A 15,466-nucleotide genomic window follows, 5' to 3' on the forward strand; every position below is an offset into this window, starting at 1 on the left:
TACTCCGTATATTCCCATTTATAAATCTAATACATACAATCTGGCTTATGAAAACGCTATATTCCTTTCTTATACTTATAACTATCTCCCTTTCCCTCTCTGCCCAATCCGTCCGCGAACGCATCCTCCTGGACGACGATTGGCAGTTCGCCTTCGGCAACGCCTCCGATCCTGCCAAGGACTTCGGCTGCGGCACAGAATACTTCAACTATCTGACGAAGGCCGCCTCTATCCATAACTCCGGCCCATACTCTCCAAAGTTCGATGCCTCCGGCTGGAAGCGTGTCAACCTGCCCCACGACTGGGTGGTCGATCTGCCTTTCGATGGCAAGGCCAGCCACAGCCATGGCTATAAAACCGTCGGTTATCGATACCCCGAAACCAGCGTCGGCTGGTATCGCAAAACCTTTACCATCCCCCAGGAAGACCTCGGCAAGCATCTCTACCTGCAATTCGACGGCATCTTCCGTGACGCCCGCGTCTGGATCAACGGCTTCTACCTCGGTCACGAGCCCAGCGGCTACGCCACCCAGACCTATGATATCTCCGAATACCTGAACTACGGCGAAGAAAACCTGCTGACCGTCCGCGCCGACGCCACCCTCGAAGAAGGCTGGTTCTACGAAGGCGCCGGCATCTACCGCCACGTCTGGCTCAACAAGACGGCGCCCCTGCATGTAGCCCCTTTCGGCACCTTTGTGCATAGCACCCTGCAAGCCCCCTTCGACCAGGCAACACTTACCATCGAAACCACCGTCGAGAACTCCGCCCTGCAACCCGCCGCCTACCGCCTCCGCCACATCCTGCAAGATGCCGAAGGTCGGGAAGTAGCCCATTGCGAAGCCGATGGCAAATCCCTGCTGCCCAAAGAGCACGGCCTCAGCATCGCCCGACTCGATGTACAGCAACCCCACCTCTGGAGCGTAGATACCCCTTACCTCTACACCCTTCTCACCGAAGTCTACCAAGGTGACAAACTCGTCGACACTTATACCACCGTCACCGGCATCCGCCACATCCGTTTCGATGCCGACCGCGGCTTCATCCTCAACGGCCGGCCCTTGAAGCTGAAAGGTGTAAACATGCACCAAGACCATGCCGGCGTAGGTTCCGCCATTCCCGATGCCCTGCAACGCTACCGCCTTGAACAACTGAAAGCCTTTGGTTGCAACGCCTACCGCTCCTCCCACAACCCGATGACCCCCGAAATGCTCGATGCCTGCGACAGCCTCGGCATCCTCGTCATCGAAGAGAACCGCCTCACCGGCATCAACGAAGAGCACATCCGCCTGCTGGAACGCATGATAAAGCGCGACCGCAACCACCCCAGCATCATCCTCTGGAGTGCCGGTAACGAAGAATGGGGCATCGAATGGAAAGAGAGCGGCACCCGCATCGCCGCCACCATGCGCGAGTATTGCCACCGCTTCGACCCTACGCGCCTGATGACCGTCGCCTCGAGCAGCGGCCCCGCCATCCTGATTCCCGCCGACGTGGCAGGCTATAACTATATCCTCCAAAACCCCGTGGAGCAGCATCGCAAAGACTACCCGCAGCGTCGCGCCCTCGGCTCGGAAGAGACCACCGGCTGCGGCACCCGCGGCATCTACTTCGACGACCGCAGCAACGGCCGCATGGCCGCCCTCAACCGCCACGCCAGTGGTCCGGACAGTCTGCTGAACAGCATCGAACGCGGCTGGAAGTTCTACGACGAACGCCCCTACCTTGCAGGCCTCTTCTACTGGACCGGCTTCGACTACCGCGGCGAACCCAATCCACTGGGTTTCCCCGCCACCGGCTCACAGTTCGGCATCCTCGACTACTGCGGCTTCCCCAAGGACGAAGCCTACTACCTGAAGTCCTGGTGGACAGACGAACCGGTACTCCACATTCTTCCCCACTGGAACCTGGCAGGACACGAAGGTGAAACCATCGACCTCTGGGTCTACAGCAACTGCGACGAAGTGGAACTAACCGTCAACGGCAAGAACCTGGGGCGCAAACCCATGCCCCGCAACGGTCATCTTTCCTGGCAGGCCGTCTATCGGCCCGGCACGGTAAAAGCCGTCGGCTACAAGAACGGCAAGCGCCTGCTCACCGAGCAAATCGCAACCACCGGTGCCCCCGCTCGCATCTCTCTTACTGCCGACCGTCCTGCCATCCAGGCCGATAACCGTGATGTGGCCGTCTTCCGTGTCGAACTTCAAGACAAGAAGAAACGCTTTGTCCCCACGGCTTGCAACGAACTGACGTTGACCGTCAGCGGTCCCGTCCGCATTCTCGGCGTTGGCAATGGCGACCCTGCCTATCGCGCCACGGAGCGCCCTGCGGATGCCGCCGCCCGTACGTTCCGCGTAAACGCCTTCAACGGCCTTGCCCAAGTTCTGCTGCAAAGCACCGGGCAGTCGGGAGAAGCTACGCTGACGGTAGAATCGGAAGGCATTCCCGCCGCTACATATAGTCTGACGGCGAACTAACTGCTTGTCATCGGCCGGCAGACTGCTTGCTGTCGGCCTGAACATATACTCTTGTCTTCCTGAACACTATTGCATGTCATGCACAAGATGCCATCTTATGCTACACAAGATGCCATCTTGAACAACACAAGATGCCATCTTGTGCATGACATGCAATAGTGCTCCGGTTGCTAAGTAAGGGAGTTCCGGTTGTTAGGCAAGGGAGATACATCCGTCAACCAAGTTTCTTCTACGCGCAGGAAAGCTTCCCGGCTAAATAACTACCATTATATTTGATCGTTTAAAAAGAATTGGTACATTTGTATTATGATACTTTTTTAACTGATTACTATGGAAAACCAAAACTACATTATGCGGGAGATTACTCCCTTATCCGATCGCGATTGCTTTTATATTGCTGACCGTCACAAGACAGAATTTACTTACCCCATCCACTGCCATGCGGAATACGAACTGAACTTTGCCGGAAATGCTGCGGGAGTGCGCCGTGTGGTAGGCGACTCGGCCGAAGTTATCGGAGATTACGACCTGGTACTGATTACCGGCAAAGAACTGGAACACGTTTGGGAACAGCATGAGTGCACCTCCAAGGATATCCGCGAGATTACCATTCAGTTCTCACCCGACTTGTTCTTCGACCATTTCGTCAACAAAAACCAGTTCGACAGCATACGCCGGATGCTGGTACGGGCGCAGTGCGGGCTTTGCTTTCCTATGGAGGCCATTCTGAAGATTTACAATTGGATTGACAAACTGGCATCGGAGGAGCAAGGTTTTTATGCAGTGATGAACTTCCTGCGCATACTTTATGAACTTTCGCTCTACGACGACGCGCGGGTGCTGTCCAGTTCTTCGTTTGCCAAGATCGAGACCTTCTCGGACAGTCGGCGGGTGCAGAAGGTTCAGAAGTACATCGGCGAACACTATCAGGAGGAAATTACATTGGGTTTCCTGGCAGATATGGTGGGGATGACCCCGGTTTCGTTCAGCCGTTTCTTCCGTTTGCGTACGGGCAAGACGCTGTCGGATTATATCATCGACATCCGGCTGGGCTTTGCCACCCGCCTGCTGGTAGATTCCACGCGTACGGTTGCTGAGATATGCTATAGTTGTGGTTTCAATAACTTGTCCAACTTCAATCGCATGTTCAAGCGGAAGAAGGGATGTTCTCCGAAGGAGTTCCGGGACAACTATCGCAAGAAGAAGATAGTGATATGATAAAATAGTACCGGTATCCCTCTGCCAAATGCCATATCTTTGTGCTAAACAATTTAAGTATCCGATATCATGAAAAAAGTATTTTTCAGCTTTCTGGGCTTGTTGTGCGTACTTGCAGCAACAGCGCAGATCCGCGGTAACGAGATCCGCATCGTCGTGTCTCCCGACCATACGGACTGGGTCTACCGTTTGAATGAGAAGTGCACCTTCGTTGTGCAAGTGATAAAAGCTCAGAATCTTCTGCCCGATGTGAAGATAGACTATGAACTGGGCCCGGAGATGTACCCCACAGAAACAAAGAAAGATGTTGTGCTGAAGGACGGTACCCTGAAATTGCAGGGAGTGATGAAGACTCCCGGTTTCTTCCGCTGCAAGGTGAAAGCGAGTATCGATGGCCGTACTTACGAGGGAATGGCTACGGCCGCTTATGCTCCGGAACAGTTGCAACCGGTCACTACATTGCCTGCCGACTTCCGTGAGTTCTGGGCCAATACGTTGGAAGATGCGCGGAAGACTCCTTTGAATCCGCTTATGACGCTGCTTCCCGAGCGTTGTACGGAGACGGATAATGTGTATCAGGTCAGTTTCCAGACAAAGCCTTGGGGCGGTCGGTTCTACGGAATACTCAGTGTGCCCAAAAAGGAAGGAAAATATCCTGCTTTGCTGCGCGTGCCGGGTGCCGGTGTCCGTCCTTATTCGGGAGATACCTATACGGCTCCGGGAAAGCTGATTACGCTGGAAGTGGGCATTCATGGCATACCGGTGACGATGGAGCAATCTGTTTATAATGATTTGGGAAGCGGAGCGTTGGGTGGTTATTATAACTTCTGCCGTGACGACCGCGATGCTTTCTATTATAACCGTGTCATTGTAGGTGCTTTGCGTGCGGTGGATTTTATCTGCTCTTTGCCGCAGTATAACGGTAAGGCATTGGCCGTTACGGGTTCCAGCCAGGGGGGAGCACTCTCTGTAATGACGGCGGCGCTCGATCCGCGTGTCACTTGTTTTGCCGCTGTTCATCCGGCATTGTGCGACCTCGAGGCTTTTTCCAGGAAACGTGCTTGCGGTTGGCCTCATTATTTCTATAATAAGAAAGGAGCGGTCAACGAGAAGGAACTCGAAACGGCCCGTTACTATGATACGGCAAACTTTGCCCGTTGCCTGAATGTGCCCGGATGGTTCAGCTGGGGATATAATGATAATGTATGTCCTCCCACCTCTATGTATGCTGCCTATAATTCAATTACCTCCCCGAAGGAGTTGCACCCTTATCTGGAAACCGGGCATTACTGGTATCAGGAACAATGGGATGAGTGGCAGAAGTGGTTGAAGAAGCAGTTGGAGCTTTAAGCTCGCAATCCTATAGCCCATAATACAATCAGCCGCGAAACGATATCTTGTTTCGCGGCTGATTGTATTATGGGGTAATCCTCTTTGCCCCGGTGTCCATTCTATTATTTATAATCCATGATGTTGGGAAGTTCATCCAGTGTCAGAACCAGGTCGTGGTTATAGATTCTTTTCAGTTCTGCTTTGTCATATTCGGTCAGATGGCCGGTGTGCCATAACATCCACCATGACCAGGTAACTCCTTGTTCAAAGCATTTGTCCGGGTCGGGGATGGTGCCGCATTCGTGGTAGGGAATTGGATGGCCGGTTCCGTGCATGCGTTGTATTTCGCGATACATCTTCTGTTGTACAAGGTCTTTGTCGTACGTATCGGCTCCTGCCAGGTCGTAGTATTTCTTTCCGGGATTGAAATCGTCCAGCGGGTCACCGGTGTGGCACAATACCCAGATCAGGTTGTTCAGTTTCCGTTCTTTGGTGAAGTAGTCGAACATCGTAATCCATATCTTGTTGAATTGCTCTCCGGTGCCTTTTCCGTACCAGAACCAGTTGCCGTCGCATTCGTGCATCGGGCGCCACAGCACCGGTACATTGGCGTCTCTGAGAATAGTCAGCCAGTCGGCTATTCTTTTCAGGTCGCTCCACATGGCTTTGTTTTCCTCCGTACCTTCTATGAAGCAACGGTCTATGTCTATTTTCATCTTGCTTTGTTCGTATCCTTCGCCTTTTCCCGGCGCTCCCCAATGCCACATTACGGTGGGGATACCTCCCTTTTTCCACCAATCAATGGCAAGTGCTATTTCGTTGGCATTGTCTTTGTCGTGGATAAGGTCTTGTCCGCGGACTGCCGGATACTTTCCGGTAACTTCTTTCACTACGGCAATTTCGTCCACTCCCCATGGCGCCCACATTTGGCCCGAAAGTGTCTTCTTGCCGCTTATATCATACAGATAGTTCAACAGGGCTTTGGCTTCCGGCGAAGCATTGGGCGACACAGGTTTAATGGCATAGAATGGAAGAGCACACCATGCCATCACTAAAATAATCATAATCTTTTTCATGGTTCTTAATTTTAGATTTCTATTCATACAAAAATAGCGCAAAATGAGAAGAATGGCTGGCATTATTTTATCATATCGTTATACTTTGTAGATTGGTGAATTAATAACTCTGATTTAGCCTTCATTCTGCACAATTGTTACAATAGTAGGGCATGTCGTTTCGTTAAATTGTTCTTTAGCAAATTAATGGATAAAATAGTATCGCTCATCTATACTTAAAACGCATATTTTTGCATCGTTCCATTTAAAGGCTAATAGTATGAGAAATTATAAAAAGAGAGTCATGAAGATTATAAGATGTATTTTAGGAGCAGTTTTATTCTGCGTAGCAGTTAGCTGTAGCTCTTCTGCAGTTTCAAAGAAAGATAAAGATCAATTGTCGGTAGAAGGAACTTCTCTTGTAAATGGAGACGGTGAGAAAGTAGCGTTGAAAGGCGTTAGTTTTGGTTGGCATAACTGGTGGCCGCGGTTCTATAATGCGTCTGTGGTGAAGGTGCTGAAAGATGAATGGAAAGCTACGGTGGTGCGTGCTGCTATGGGAGTGGAACCTGACGGCGCCTATATTTCTGATCCGGAAAAGGCGCTTGCTTGTGTGACGGCAGTGGCCGATGCGGCTATTGAGAATAAAATGTATGTTATCATCGATTGGCACAGTCATTCCATCCGTACGGAAGAAGCGAAGGACTTTTTTGCGAAGATGGCCAATCGCTATAAAGATTCCCCTTATGTGATTTATGAGATATTTAATGAACCTGTAGAAGATTCGTGGGAAGCGGTGAAAGCCTATTCGGAAGAAGTCATTCGCACAATTCGTGCCATAGACCCTGATAATGTGATTCTGGTAGGTACTCCTCATTGGGACCAGGATGTGCATCTGGCAGCAGATTCGCCCATTGAAGGCTATAATAATATTATGTATACATTGCATTTCTATGCTGCTACTCACGGGCAGTATTTACGGGAATGTGCCGATTACGCGTTGAGTAAAGGATTGCCTCTGTTTGTTTCGGAGTGTGCCGGCATGGAGGCCAGTGGTGATGGTCCGGTAAACCGTCAAGAGTGGGATATCTGGCGCGATTGGATGAAGAACCATACCATTAGTTGGGTGTGCTGGTCTGTTTCCGATAAGAACGAAACCTGTTCGATGCTCTATCCGAATACTTCGTCCACAGGAGAGTGGGCTGATAAAGATTTGAAAGATTGGGGACATCTGGTAAAAAGCGAACTGCAAAACAGTAAATAAGAGGCCCAAAGAGTCTCTCTATACAACTATAAAACAAATAATTATTAACTTTATTTTAATGCTGATGAAAAACAAGAAGGTGTTAAAAAGGTGGTATATCATAGCTTTACTCTGCTTGATACCGCAGTTGACTTTTGCACAAAACATCCAGGTGCGAGGTTCTATCACCGATGAAACAGGAGAAACCATGATCGGTGTATCTGTCTTGGTTAAAGGAACGGCAAATGGTGCGATTACTGATTTGGATGGTAATTTTACATTGTCGGTTCCTGCTAATAGTACGTTGGTCATTTCTTATGTGGGCTACAAAACACAGGAAGTGAAAGTTGGGAACAAAGATTTTCTGAAAATCTCAATGGAGCCGGACTCGCAGACGCTGGAAGAAGTGGTTGTAGTTGCCTATGGCCAACAAAAGAAAGTGACTGTTACCGGATCTGTTTCCAATGTGAACAGTCAGGAATTGCTGAAATCTCCTTCGGCTTCTTTGGGTAATGCCATTTCCGGTAAATTACCGGGATTGTCTACGGTGCAGTATTCCGGTCTTCCGGGTGCTGATGATCCTACTATCTTTGTTCGTGGTCAGGCTTCTCTGAACGGTTCCAATCCGCTGATTCTGGTGGACGGCGTGGAACGTTCGTTTACGCAGATTGACCCGAATGAGGTTGCTGATATTACGGTACTGAAAGATGCTTCTGCTACAGCCGTATATGGTGTGCGTGGTGCCAATGGTGTAATTCTGGTAACAACCAAACGTGGCGAGTCCGGTAAAACGAGAATATCCGCATCTACTTCATGGGGTGTTCAGACAGTTACTAAGTTCCTTGACTTTGCCGACTCGTATACGTATGCCACTACGTTTAATAATGCACGTTTGTCCGATGGCAATAAACCTCGTTTCTCTGATGAGGTGGTACAGCACTTCAAGAGCCACGACCAGCCTCTTCTCTATCCGGATGTAGACTGGATTGACTATATAATGAAAGATGCGGCGCTTCAGAGCCAGCATAATGTATCTGTTACAGGAGGTAACCAGGTGGCCCGTTACTTTGTTTCATTGGGTATGCTCGACCAGGATGGTATGTTCAAAACATTCGGAGACGATCCGAACACCAATTTCAGTTATCGCCGATATAACTATCGTGCCAATCTGGACCTTTCGCTCGGCAAGATTCACGAACTGTCCATCAACCTGGGCGGACGTTTGGAAAACAAACGCAGTATTGGTAATAATGGTGGTGAAGGTGAAGAATACATTTTCCGCTATTTGATGGATGCGCAACCTTTCTCCGGTGCCGGAATCGTTGACGGTAAATGGATTAAAACTAATCCGGCTTTGATAGACCCCACCAATTCGGAAAACGTGGTAGGATCCCGTGACGGTTTGGACACTTTCTACGGACAAGGGTATAAGACAACCGCTACGAATGTTCTGAATATGGATTTGATCTATAAATTGAAACTGGATTTTCTGACACAAGGTCTCGACTTCAGAGTGAAAGGTTCCTATAACTCTACCTACAATCATGTGAAAGACCGTTCTTCCGGAATGCCTGCACAGTTTATGCCTTATCTGAACGATAACGGTGATATTGTGTTCCAGCGTAGAGGCGATTACTGGAATCTGGGATATGATGAGAGTTCATGGTCCAACAGAGACTGGTATGCCGAAGCCAGCTTCAACTATAGCAGACGTTTTGGAGACCATAATGTAGGGGCACTTTTACTTTATAATCAGTCAAAGAGCTACTACCCGTGGGATTCTCAGAGTAGTACTTACATTTCTATACCTAAGGGATATGTAGGTTTGGTGGGACGTGTGACCTATGACTATAAGCATCGCTATATGATTGATGCCAATATGGGATACAACGGTTCGGAAAACTTTGCCAAAGGTAACCGCTATGGTTTCTTCCCCTCCGTATCTATAGGATGGACTGCATCGGAAGAAGCATTCTGGACACCTGTCAAATCCGTTATTTCTTATTTGAAGTTGCGTGCCTCTGTGGGTACGGTAGGTAATGACAACTGTCAGGGATATCGTTTCCTCTATCTGCCGGCCGCTTGGCAGATTACGAATGGTTACTGGAAGAATGTTGGTGACTTTGCCGGTTATAATTTTGGTACGACTAACACAACCTTCCTCAATGTGGCTCGTGAATATTCCTCCGCTTCTCCTGACGTAACTTGGGAAACGGCAGTAAAATACAATTTCGGTTTCGATGCCAAAGTATGGCAAGACAAGGTTAGTGTGAATTTCGACTATTTCAAGGAAGACCGTAAGAATATCCTGATTAATAATGCAAATATGATTCAGGCTCCTACGGCTTTGCGTCCTTCTTACATCAATTATGGTCGTGTGAAAAATCATGGATATGAGATAACACTGAGTTATTCGGACCGTATTGGCAAGGACCTTTCTTTCACTATTTCGCCTTCTGTATCTTATGCCAAAAATAAGATTGTAGAACAGGCCGAGATTGCAAAGCCCAATAAATTGGTCAAGGCTGATAGCTATATGGGTAAAAAACTGGGGCTGAAGGAAGATACGGAGGTTTCTCCCGACTGGACTTATGCAACGGGCAATTCGATTGGTGCCCGGAGAGGTTATTTATTCTTTGAATTCTATGAGCAGGGGAAAACTGAAGAACGGTATAAAGCCGCTTATGGTCAGGATATGCCGTCGCAGTTAGTAGCTGGCTTGATGAATGGTGATGCCGTGTATGTTGACTTGGACGGTGATGGTATCATTACTGAAGAATATGACCAGATGTATATGGGTACTACTGACAATCCGCAGTATACATTCTCTCTGAATTTCAGTTTGCAGTATAAGAACTTCGATTTCTCCATGTTGTGGGCCGGTGCTACCAAGGTATCCAGAGCATTGGATGGTGTTTACCGCCAACCTTTCGGACAGCAATACAACTCTTCGTTACTGCAATGGGTAGTAGACAATGCCTGGACTCCCGAGACAGCCTTGTCGGCTAAGTTGCCTCGTATCACTTTTGCCAATGAAAAGCAGAACCAGGCTAACTCTAATGTCTGGTATTACGATTCCAAATACCTGCGTCTGAAGAATCTGGAAATAGGATATAATATTAAAGATGTATCATGGTTACCTAAATCGGCTAATCTGCGTATCTATCTGAATGGAACAAACTTGTTGACATTCACTCCGCTGGATGCCAATGACCCGGAAAATACAGGTGGTGGCTACGGTTCATTCATTAAATATCCGTTGATGCGTGTTTTTAATTTAGGCGTAAAAGTAAACTTCTAAAAAATGTGTCAGATGAAAAAAGTTACATATATCATAAGTGCTGTTTTAATCGCTCTGAGCTCTTATCTGTTCACCGGATGCGTTGACCAGATCCGGGTAGGAGACGGCTTCCTGGAAAAGGCAGGAGGAGAAGATGTGGATGAGGATTTGATATTCTCGAGAAAAGTTTATACGGAGTATTTGCTGTGGCAATGCTATGAGGGACTTTACTCTCCGTTTAAGAATTGCTATACGTTGAACGCAGGCCTTATCGAAGCCCTGTCGGATATCATGCATTCCGAGCTGGGTTGGGACGATCTGGGACGTATGTTCTATACCGGTAATCTTACTGCTGCCAATGCAAACCCCGGATGGGTGCAAAGCCGTTTTGCTTTCATCTCTCAGGGAGGTATTCAGAATATGAGTAACCAGTCCAAACGCTCTATATGGAATTGCGTAAGAGACTGTGAATTGCTGATTGATAATATTAATCGTGTTCCTGATATGACCGATGCCGAAAAAGCTCGTTATACGGCAGAGGCTAAGATTATATTGGCAACTAAATATCTGGACGGTATTCGTCATTTTGGTGGATTACCTATTGTAGACCATGCTTTTAAAGCTGAAGATCAGTTGGAAGAAGGCCGTTCCTCATTGGAAAAGACTGTAGAATTTGCCGTGCGGCTTCTGGATGAAGCGATTGCAGAACCGAACCTTCCTTGGAACTTGCCGGATGCCGACCTGGCTACTTGGGCAGGGCGTATGACGAAAGCTTCGGCTGTAGGTATAAAAGCAAAATTGTTGCACTATGTAGCCAGCCCCATTTTCAACAGTGATACTCCTTATTGTACGGAGCAGCCTCAGGAAGCGGTTGACCTGCGTCAGGTATGGTATGGCAACTATGATGTAGCGCGTTGGAATGCAGTGATTACTGCCTGCGAACAGTTCTTCCAGATGAATGATGCGAATGGCGGATATTACAGGTTGGTAGAAGCTGCCACCCAGACAGAAGATGGTTATCGTGCTGCTTATCGTAAGGCTTATCGTGCCAGAGGAAATAAAGAGACCATTGTGGAAGTGCACGACCGCGTGTACATGACCGATTGGGACCAGGCACCGACGAATGTATGGCACTCCGGCGCATGTGCAGCTACGCTGGACTGGATGGAGATGTTCCCGTGGGCTGATGGTAAGGATTTTGATGGTCAGAAATATTATGGCCAGGTACCTGCCCAGAAAGATATTTTTGCAGACCGTGATCCTCGTTTGTACGAGACAATGGTTGTGCAGAAGAGAAACCTCAAATATCAGGTTTATGGTGAAGATAACCCCGTACAGATGTGGAAGGGTGGAGAGTTTAAAGTTTGCGGTTCCGATTGGGCTTGTAAACCTTGGGGATTCCCCACTTATAAATATGTATTGGATTTAGGTTCGGACGACCAGGGTGGTCAGGGAACCATTGACGACGAACCGATACAAGTTTCCTATTTGCGTCTGGCTGAGATTTATCTGATTTATGCAGAAGCACTGGCAGAAACAGGCCGTAATACAGATGCTTTGAAACAACTGAATATAGTACGCCGCCGCGTAGGACTGGGGGATATCGAAGTGAAAAATCCGGGATTGAACCTGACTTCAAACAAAGAAAATCTGATTAAAGAGATTCTGCGCGAACGTGCTTGTGAGTTAGGATTTGAGTGCGAATCCCGCTTCCACGATATGAATCGTCGCCTGCTGGTGAATGATTTTAAAAAGCAGTTGCGTGGTTTGAATGTGTATCGTCTGGATGGACAGGGCAACCGTGTAGAGAAGCCTTGGAGCAAAGATAGCGGTGATCCCTTCCCGACGGAGTTTGAATATGAAGAATTCGATATTCAGGGAGCCAATCCTCGCTTTGTGTGGAGTAATCCTGAAATGTGGTCTAATAAGTGGATACTGGCTCCTTTGCCACCTGATGAAATCAACAAGAATTATGGTCTGACACAAAATCCCGGTTGGTATTAAAATTTGATTCTAAAATTGAGAACAATGAAAAGACATCATAAAATCTTAAAATTAAGTTTGGCTGCAGTGTGTGCTACAGTCACGCTGAATATGAATGCCCAAAGTTCCTTAGTTGACTATAAGAATGGTAAAGTTGATTTGGGAATGGGCATTGAGCAAAGCCAATTGTTATCTACGGCTGCTACGCAGACTATCAGCGGTGAGGAATTGGAGAAGACGGCTGCAATCTCCCTGAAAGATGCGCTGTATGGTAAATTACTGGGGCTCACCGCACTGAAGCAAGGTGGTTTCTCGGGTAGCGACGGTTATGGTGCAACGCTGAATGTACGCGGTAACCAAACTACCAGTGAAAATAACCTGCTGATACTGGTGGATGGAATAGAACGTTCCATTGACTATATAACGGTGGCTGAAGTAGAGTCTGTGACAGTGCTGAAAGATGCGGCTGCGGTTGCCCTCTTTGGTTACCAAGGTACTAACGGCGCCATCCTGGTGAAAACGAAACGTGGAATCACTACCGGGAATAAGATATCTGTTTCTTATGACCATAAGTTCACTTTCAACCCTAAGGTTGCTGATTTTGTAGACGGCTATACTTATGCCAATGCAATCAATAAGGCGCGTGCGAATGACGGGTTGTCACCGATGTATAATGATTATGAGTTGAATGCTTTTAAAACAGGTTCCGATCCTTATTACTATCCCAATGTGAACTGGAAAGATGAAGCCTTCAGAAATATGGGTTCCGAAGATAAAGTGAACCTGTCTATGAAAGGCGGTAATGAGAGGTTGCAGTATTTTGCCATGCTGGACTACACCGATAGCCGTGGACTGCTGAAAGGAACTGAACAGGAGGACTACTCTTCACAGTTGAAGTTCTCCAAGGCCAATGTACGTGCTAATCTGGATGCCCAGCTTACTCCTACCACAACGATGCAGGTGAATGCTTTAGGCTCTTTTCTGGAAACGAACCGGCCTAACGGTGCGGATGCGAATGGACTGACGTGGATGCTCTACCAGACACCTGCTTCCGCTTTTCCGGTGAAGAATGATCCGAATGGTGATTTGGCCGATGTATGGGGTGGAAATACCACCTATGGTATGAATAATGTGGTTGCCCAGATACAGGGTTCCGGGTTTATGAAGTCTCATGCCAGGTCGTTTCAAGGTGACGTCACCTTAAAACAAGATTTGGGTATGTGGGTAGAGGGCCTCAGTGTTTCGGCACGGGCAGGTTATAATAACTTCTCGGAGATTTATGAAACGAATTCGCTGGGATATATGTATGGCTATCAGAGATATACTTTCAACTCTAACGGACAACCTACAGGGCTGACTACTTATTCGGCCGGTAACAAGACAAATAATCTGGAGTTCAATCACTATGATAACCAGATCAACCGTTCTTCTTATTTGTCCGTGTCTGCCGATTACCAGACTTCCTTCCGTGAAGATGATAACTTTGCGGCATCTTTAATCTGGCATCAGAAGAATACGACGACCATGGGCCGCTACCAGACATTCAACCGTATGAATGTGATGGCTTATCTGCACTATGACCTGAAACAGAAGTATATGGCCGACCTGGTGCTGGCTATGAATGGCTCTAACCGTTCATATCCCCAGAAGTGGTCGTTTGCACCGACATTGTCATTGGGATATATTTATGCGAACAATGATGATGCTTCATTTCTGAATATGGGTAAGCTGCGTCTTTCTGCAGGTATCCAGCACACTGACTATGTACCTATCCAAGGGCTTTGGCTGGAGAATTATAACGGTGGTGGTGGCGACTACTATTTCGGTGCCGGTACCGGTTCGCAATCTTGGGGTACTTTCATCGGCTATCAGCCGACTAAAGACTTCAAGCTGGAGACGGCTTATAAATTTAATGTAGGTACTGACCTCCGTTTAGCCAAGTCCATAGATGTAAACGTGGATGTTTACTATCAGCTTCGTGACAACATCCTGCTGTCCGGTGACGGATTGAACTCTTCGGTAATGGGTATTCCCTCTTCGTATGTAAATGAAGGACGTGTGGCCAGCTACGGTGTAGAAGTAGGAGTGAACTGGGTGAAGCGGTTGAATAATGACCTGTCGTTCAACGTAGGCGGAGGCTTGACTTGGGGACGTAACAAGCAATTGCGCACCATCGAGAATGTAGCTTATGACTATCTGTCTGCTGAAGGTGGCCGCGTAAACCAGGCATGGGGATTGGAGGCTATCGGTTTCTTCAAGGACGAAGCAGACATCGCGAACTCTCCCCGTCAGAATTTTGACGTCTGTAAGCCCGGTGACTTTAAGTATAAAGACCAGAATGGCGATAACGTAATCAACGAAGATGATGTGGTGAAGATGGGTTATGATACTGCTTTTCCGGAACTGAACTATTCTCTGAACCTGGGCTTCCGTTATAAGAACTTTGGTCTCAATGCCATGTTCCAGGGAGCAGCTATGTATACGGTTTATATGGGAACGACAGGAGTCTGGACGCCGCTGGTAGACGGAGCCAATTTGTCGAAGGAGTATTATGATAACTGTTGGGATACAAGTAACAATCCTGTTTATCCGCGTCTGACGTCGCGCACGAATAACAATAACTATTGTGCCAATAATGTATGGTACAAGGATGTGAACTTCCTGAAACTCAGAAACTGCGAGATTTATTATTATTTGCCCGAGAATTGGATTTCAATGGCGAAGATCTCTCAGTGCAAAGTATTTGTGAAAGGCGAGAATCTGATGACCTTGTCTAACCTGAAAGTAATGGACCCGGAAAATGTAGGCACTAACTATCCGACTCTGATGGGTGTGAATGTAGGTGTATCTCTGAAGTTCTAACAGATAAAAATAAATG

8 protein-coding genes are annotated in these 15,466 nt (G+C 47.8%); 7 read left to right on the forward strand and 1 reads right to left on the reverse strand.

The genetic code is table 11. The annotated features are described in order from the left end of the window. Window positions 1–47 precede the first annotated feature (47 nt). The 3 genes from galA to AAE250_RS02795 all read left to right on the forward strand — a co-directional run bounded on the left by galA (window position 48) and on the right by AAE250_RS02795 (window position 5,045). Window positions 48–2,477: a beta-galactosidase GalA gene (gene galA / locus AAE250_RS02785; protein WP_342288627.1), complete on the forward strand. Its 2,430-nt coding sequence runs from the start codon at window positions 48–50 to the stop codon at window positions 2,475–2,477. A gap of 330 nt (window positions 2,478–2,807) precedes the next feature. Continuing rightward, complete coding sequence (locus AAE250_RS02790) at window positions 2,808–3,695, forward strand: AraC family transcriptional regulator (protein ID WP_342288628.1); 888 nt, start codon at window positions 2,808–2,810, stop codon at window positions 3,693–3,695. Window positions 3,696–3,764: 69 nt separating this feature from the next. Beyond that, window positions 3,765–5,045: an acetylxylan esterase gene (locus AAE250_RS02795; protein WP_342288629.1), complete on the forward strand. Its 1,281-nt coding sequence runs from the start codon at window positions 3,765–3,767 to the stop codon at window positions 5,043–5,045. Between the two features lie 104 nt (window positions 5,046–5,149). On the opposite strand, the gene AAE250_RS02800 is transcribed toward AAE250_RS02795, so the two are convergent. Beyond that, window positions 5,150–6,103: a glycosyl hydrolase gene (locus tag AAE250_RS02800; protein ID WP_342288630.1), complete on the reverse strand. Its 954-nt coding sequence runs from the start codon at window positions 6,101–6,103 to the stop codon at window positions 5,150–5,152. Window positions 6,104–6,386: 283 nt separating this feature from the next. On the opposite strand from AAE250_RS02800, the gene AAE250_RS02805 reads away from it, so the two are divergent. The 4 genes from AAE250_RS02805 to AAE250_RS02820 all read left to right on the forward strand — a co-directional run bounded on the left by AAE250_RS02805 (window position 6,387) and on the right by AAE250_RS02820 (window position 15,450). Further along, window positions 6,387–7,346, forward strand: a complete 960-nt coding sequence (locus tag AAE250_RS02805) for a glycoside hydrolase family 5 protein (protein ID WP_342288631.1) — start codon at window positions 6,387–6,389, stop codon at window positions 7,344–7,346. 64 nt (window positions 7,347–7,410) lie between these two features. Then, window positions 7,411–10,626 (forward strand): SusC/RagA family TonB-linked outer membrane protein, encoded by a 3,216-nt coding sequence (locus tag AAE250_RS02810; protein WP_342288632.1) that lies wholly within the window; start codon window positions 7,411–7,413, stop codon window positions 10,624–10,626. 12 nt (window positions 10,627–10,638) lie between these two features. Beyond that, window positions 10,639–12,609, forward strand: coding sequence for a RagB/SusD family nutrient uptake outer membrane protein (locus AAE250_RS02815; RefSeq protein WP_342288633.1), 1,971 nt, complete (start codon window positions 10,639–10,641; stop codon window positions 12,607–12,609). A gap of 24 nt (window positions 12,610–12,633) precedes the next feature. Beyond that, window positions 12,634–15,450: a SusC/RagA family TonB-linked outer membrane protein gene (locus AAE250_RS02820; RefSeq protein ID WP_342288634.1), complete on the forward strand. Its 2,817-nt coding sequence runs from the start codon at window positions 12,634–12,636 to the stop codon at window positions 15,448–15,450. Window positions 15,451–15,466 lie beyond the last annotated feature (16 nt).

This window comes from Bacteroides sp. GD17 (assembly GCF_038448625.1).
In the GTDB taxonomy this organism is placed as follows: domain Bacteria; phylum Bacteroidota; class Bacteroidia; order Bacteroidales; family Bacteroidaceae; genus Bacteroides.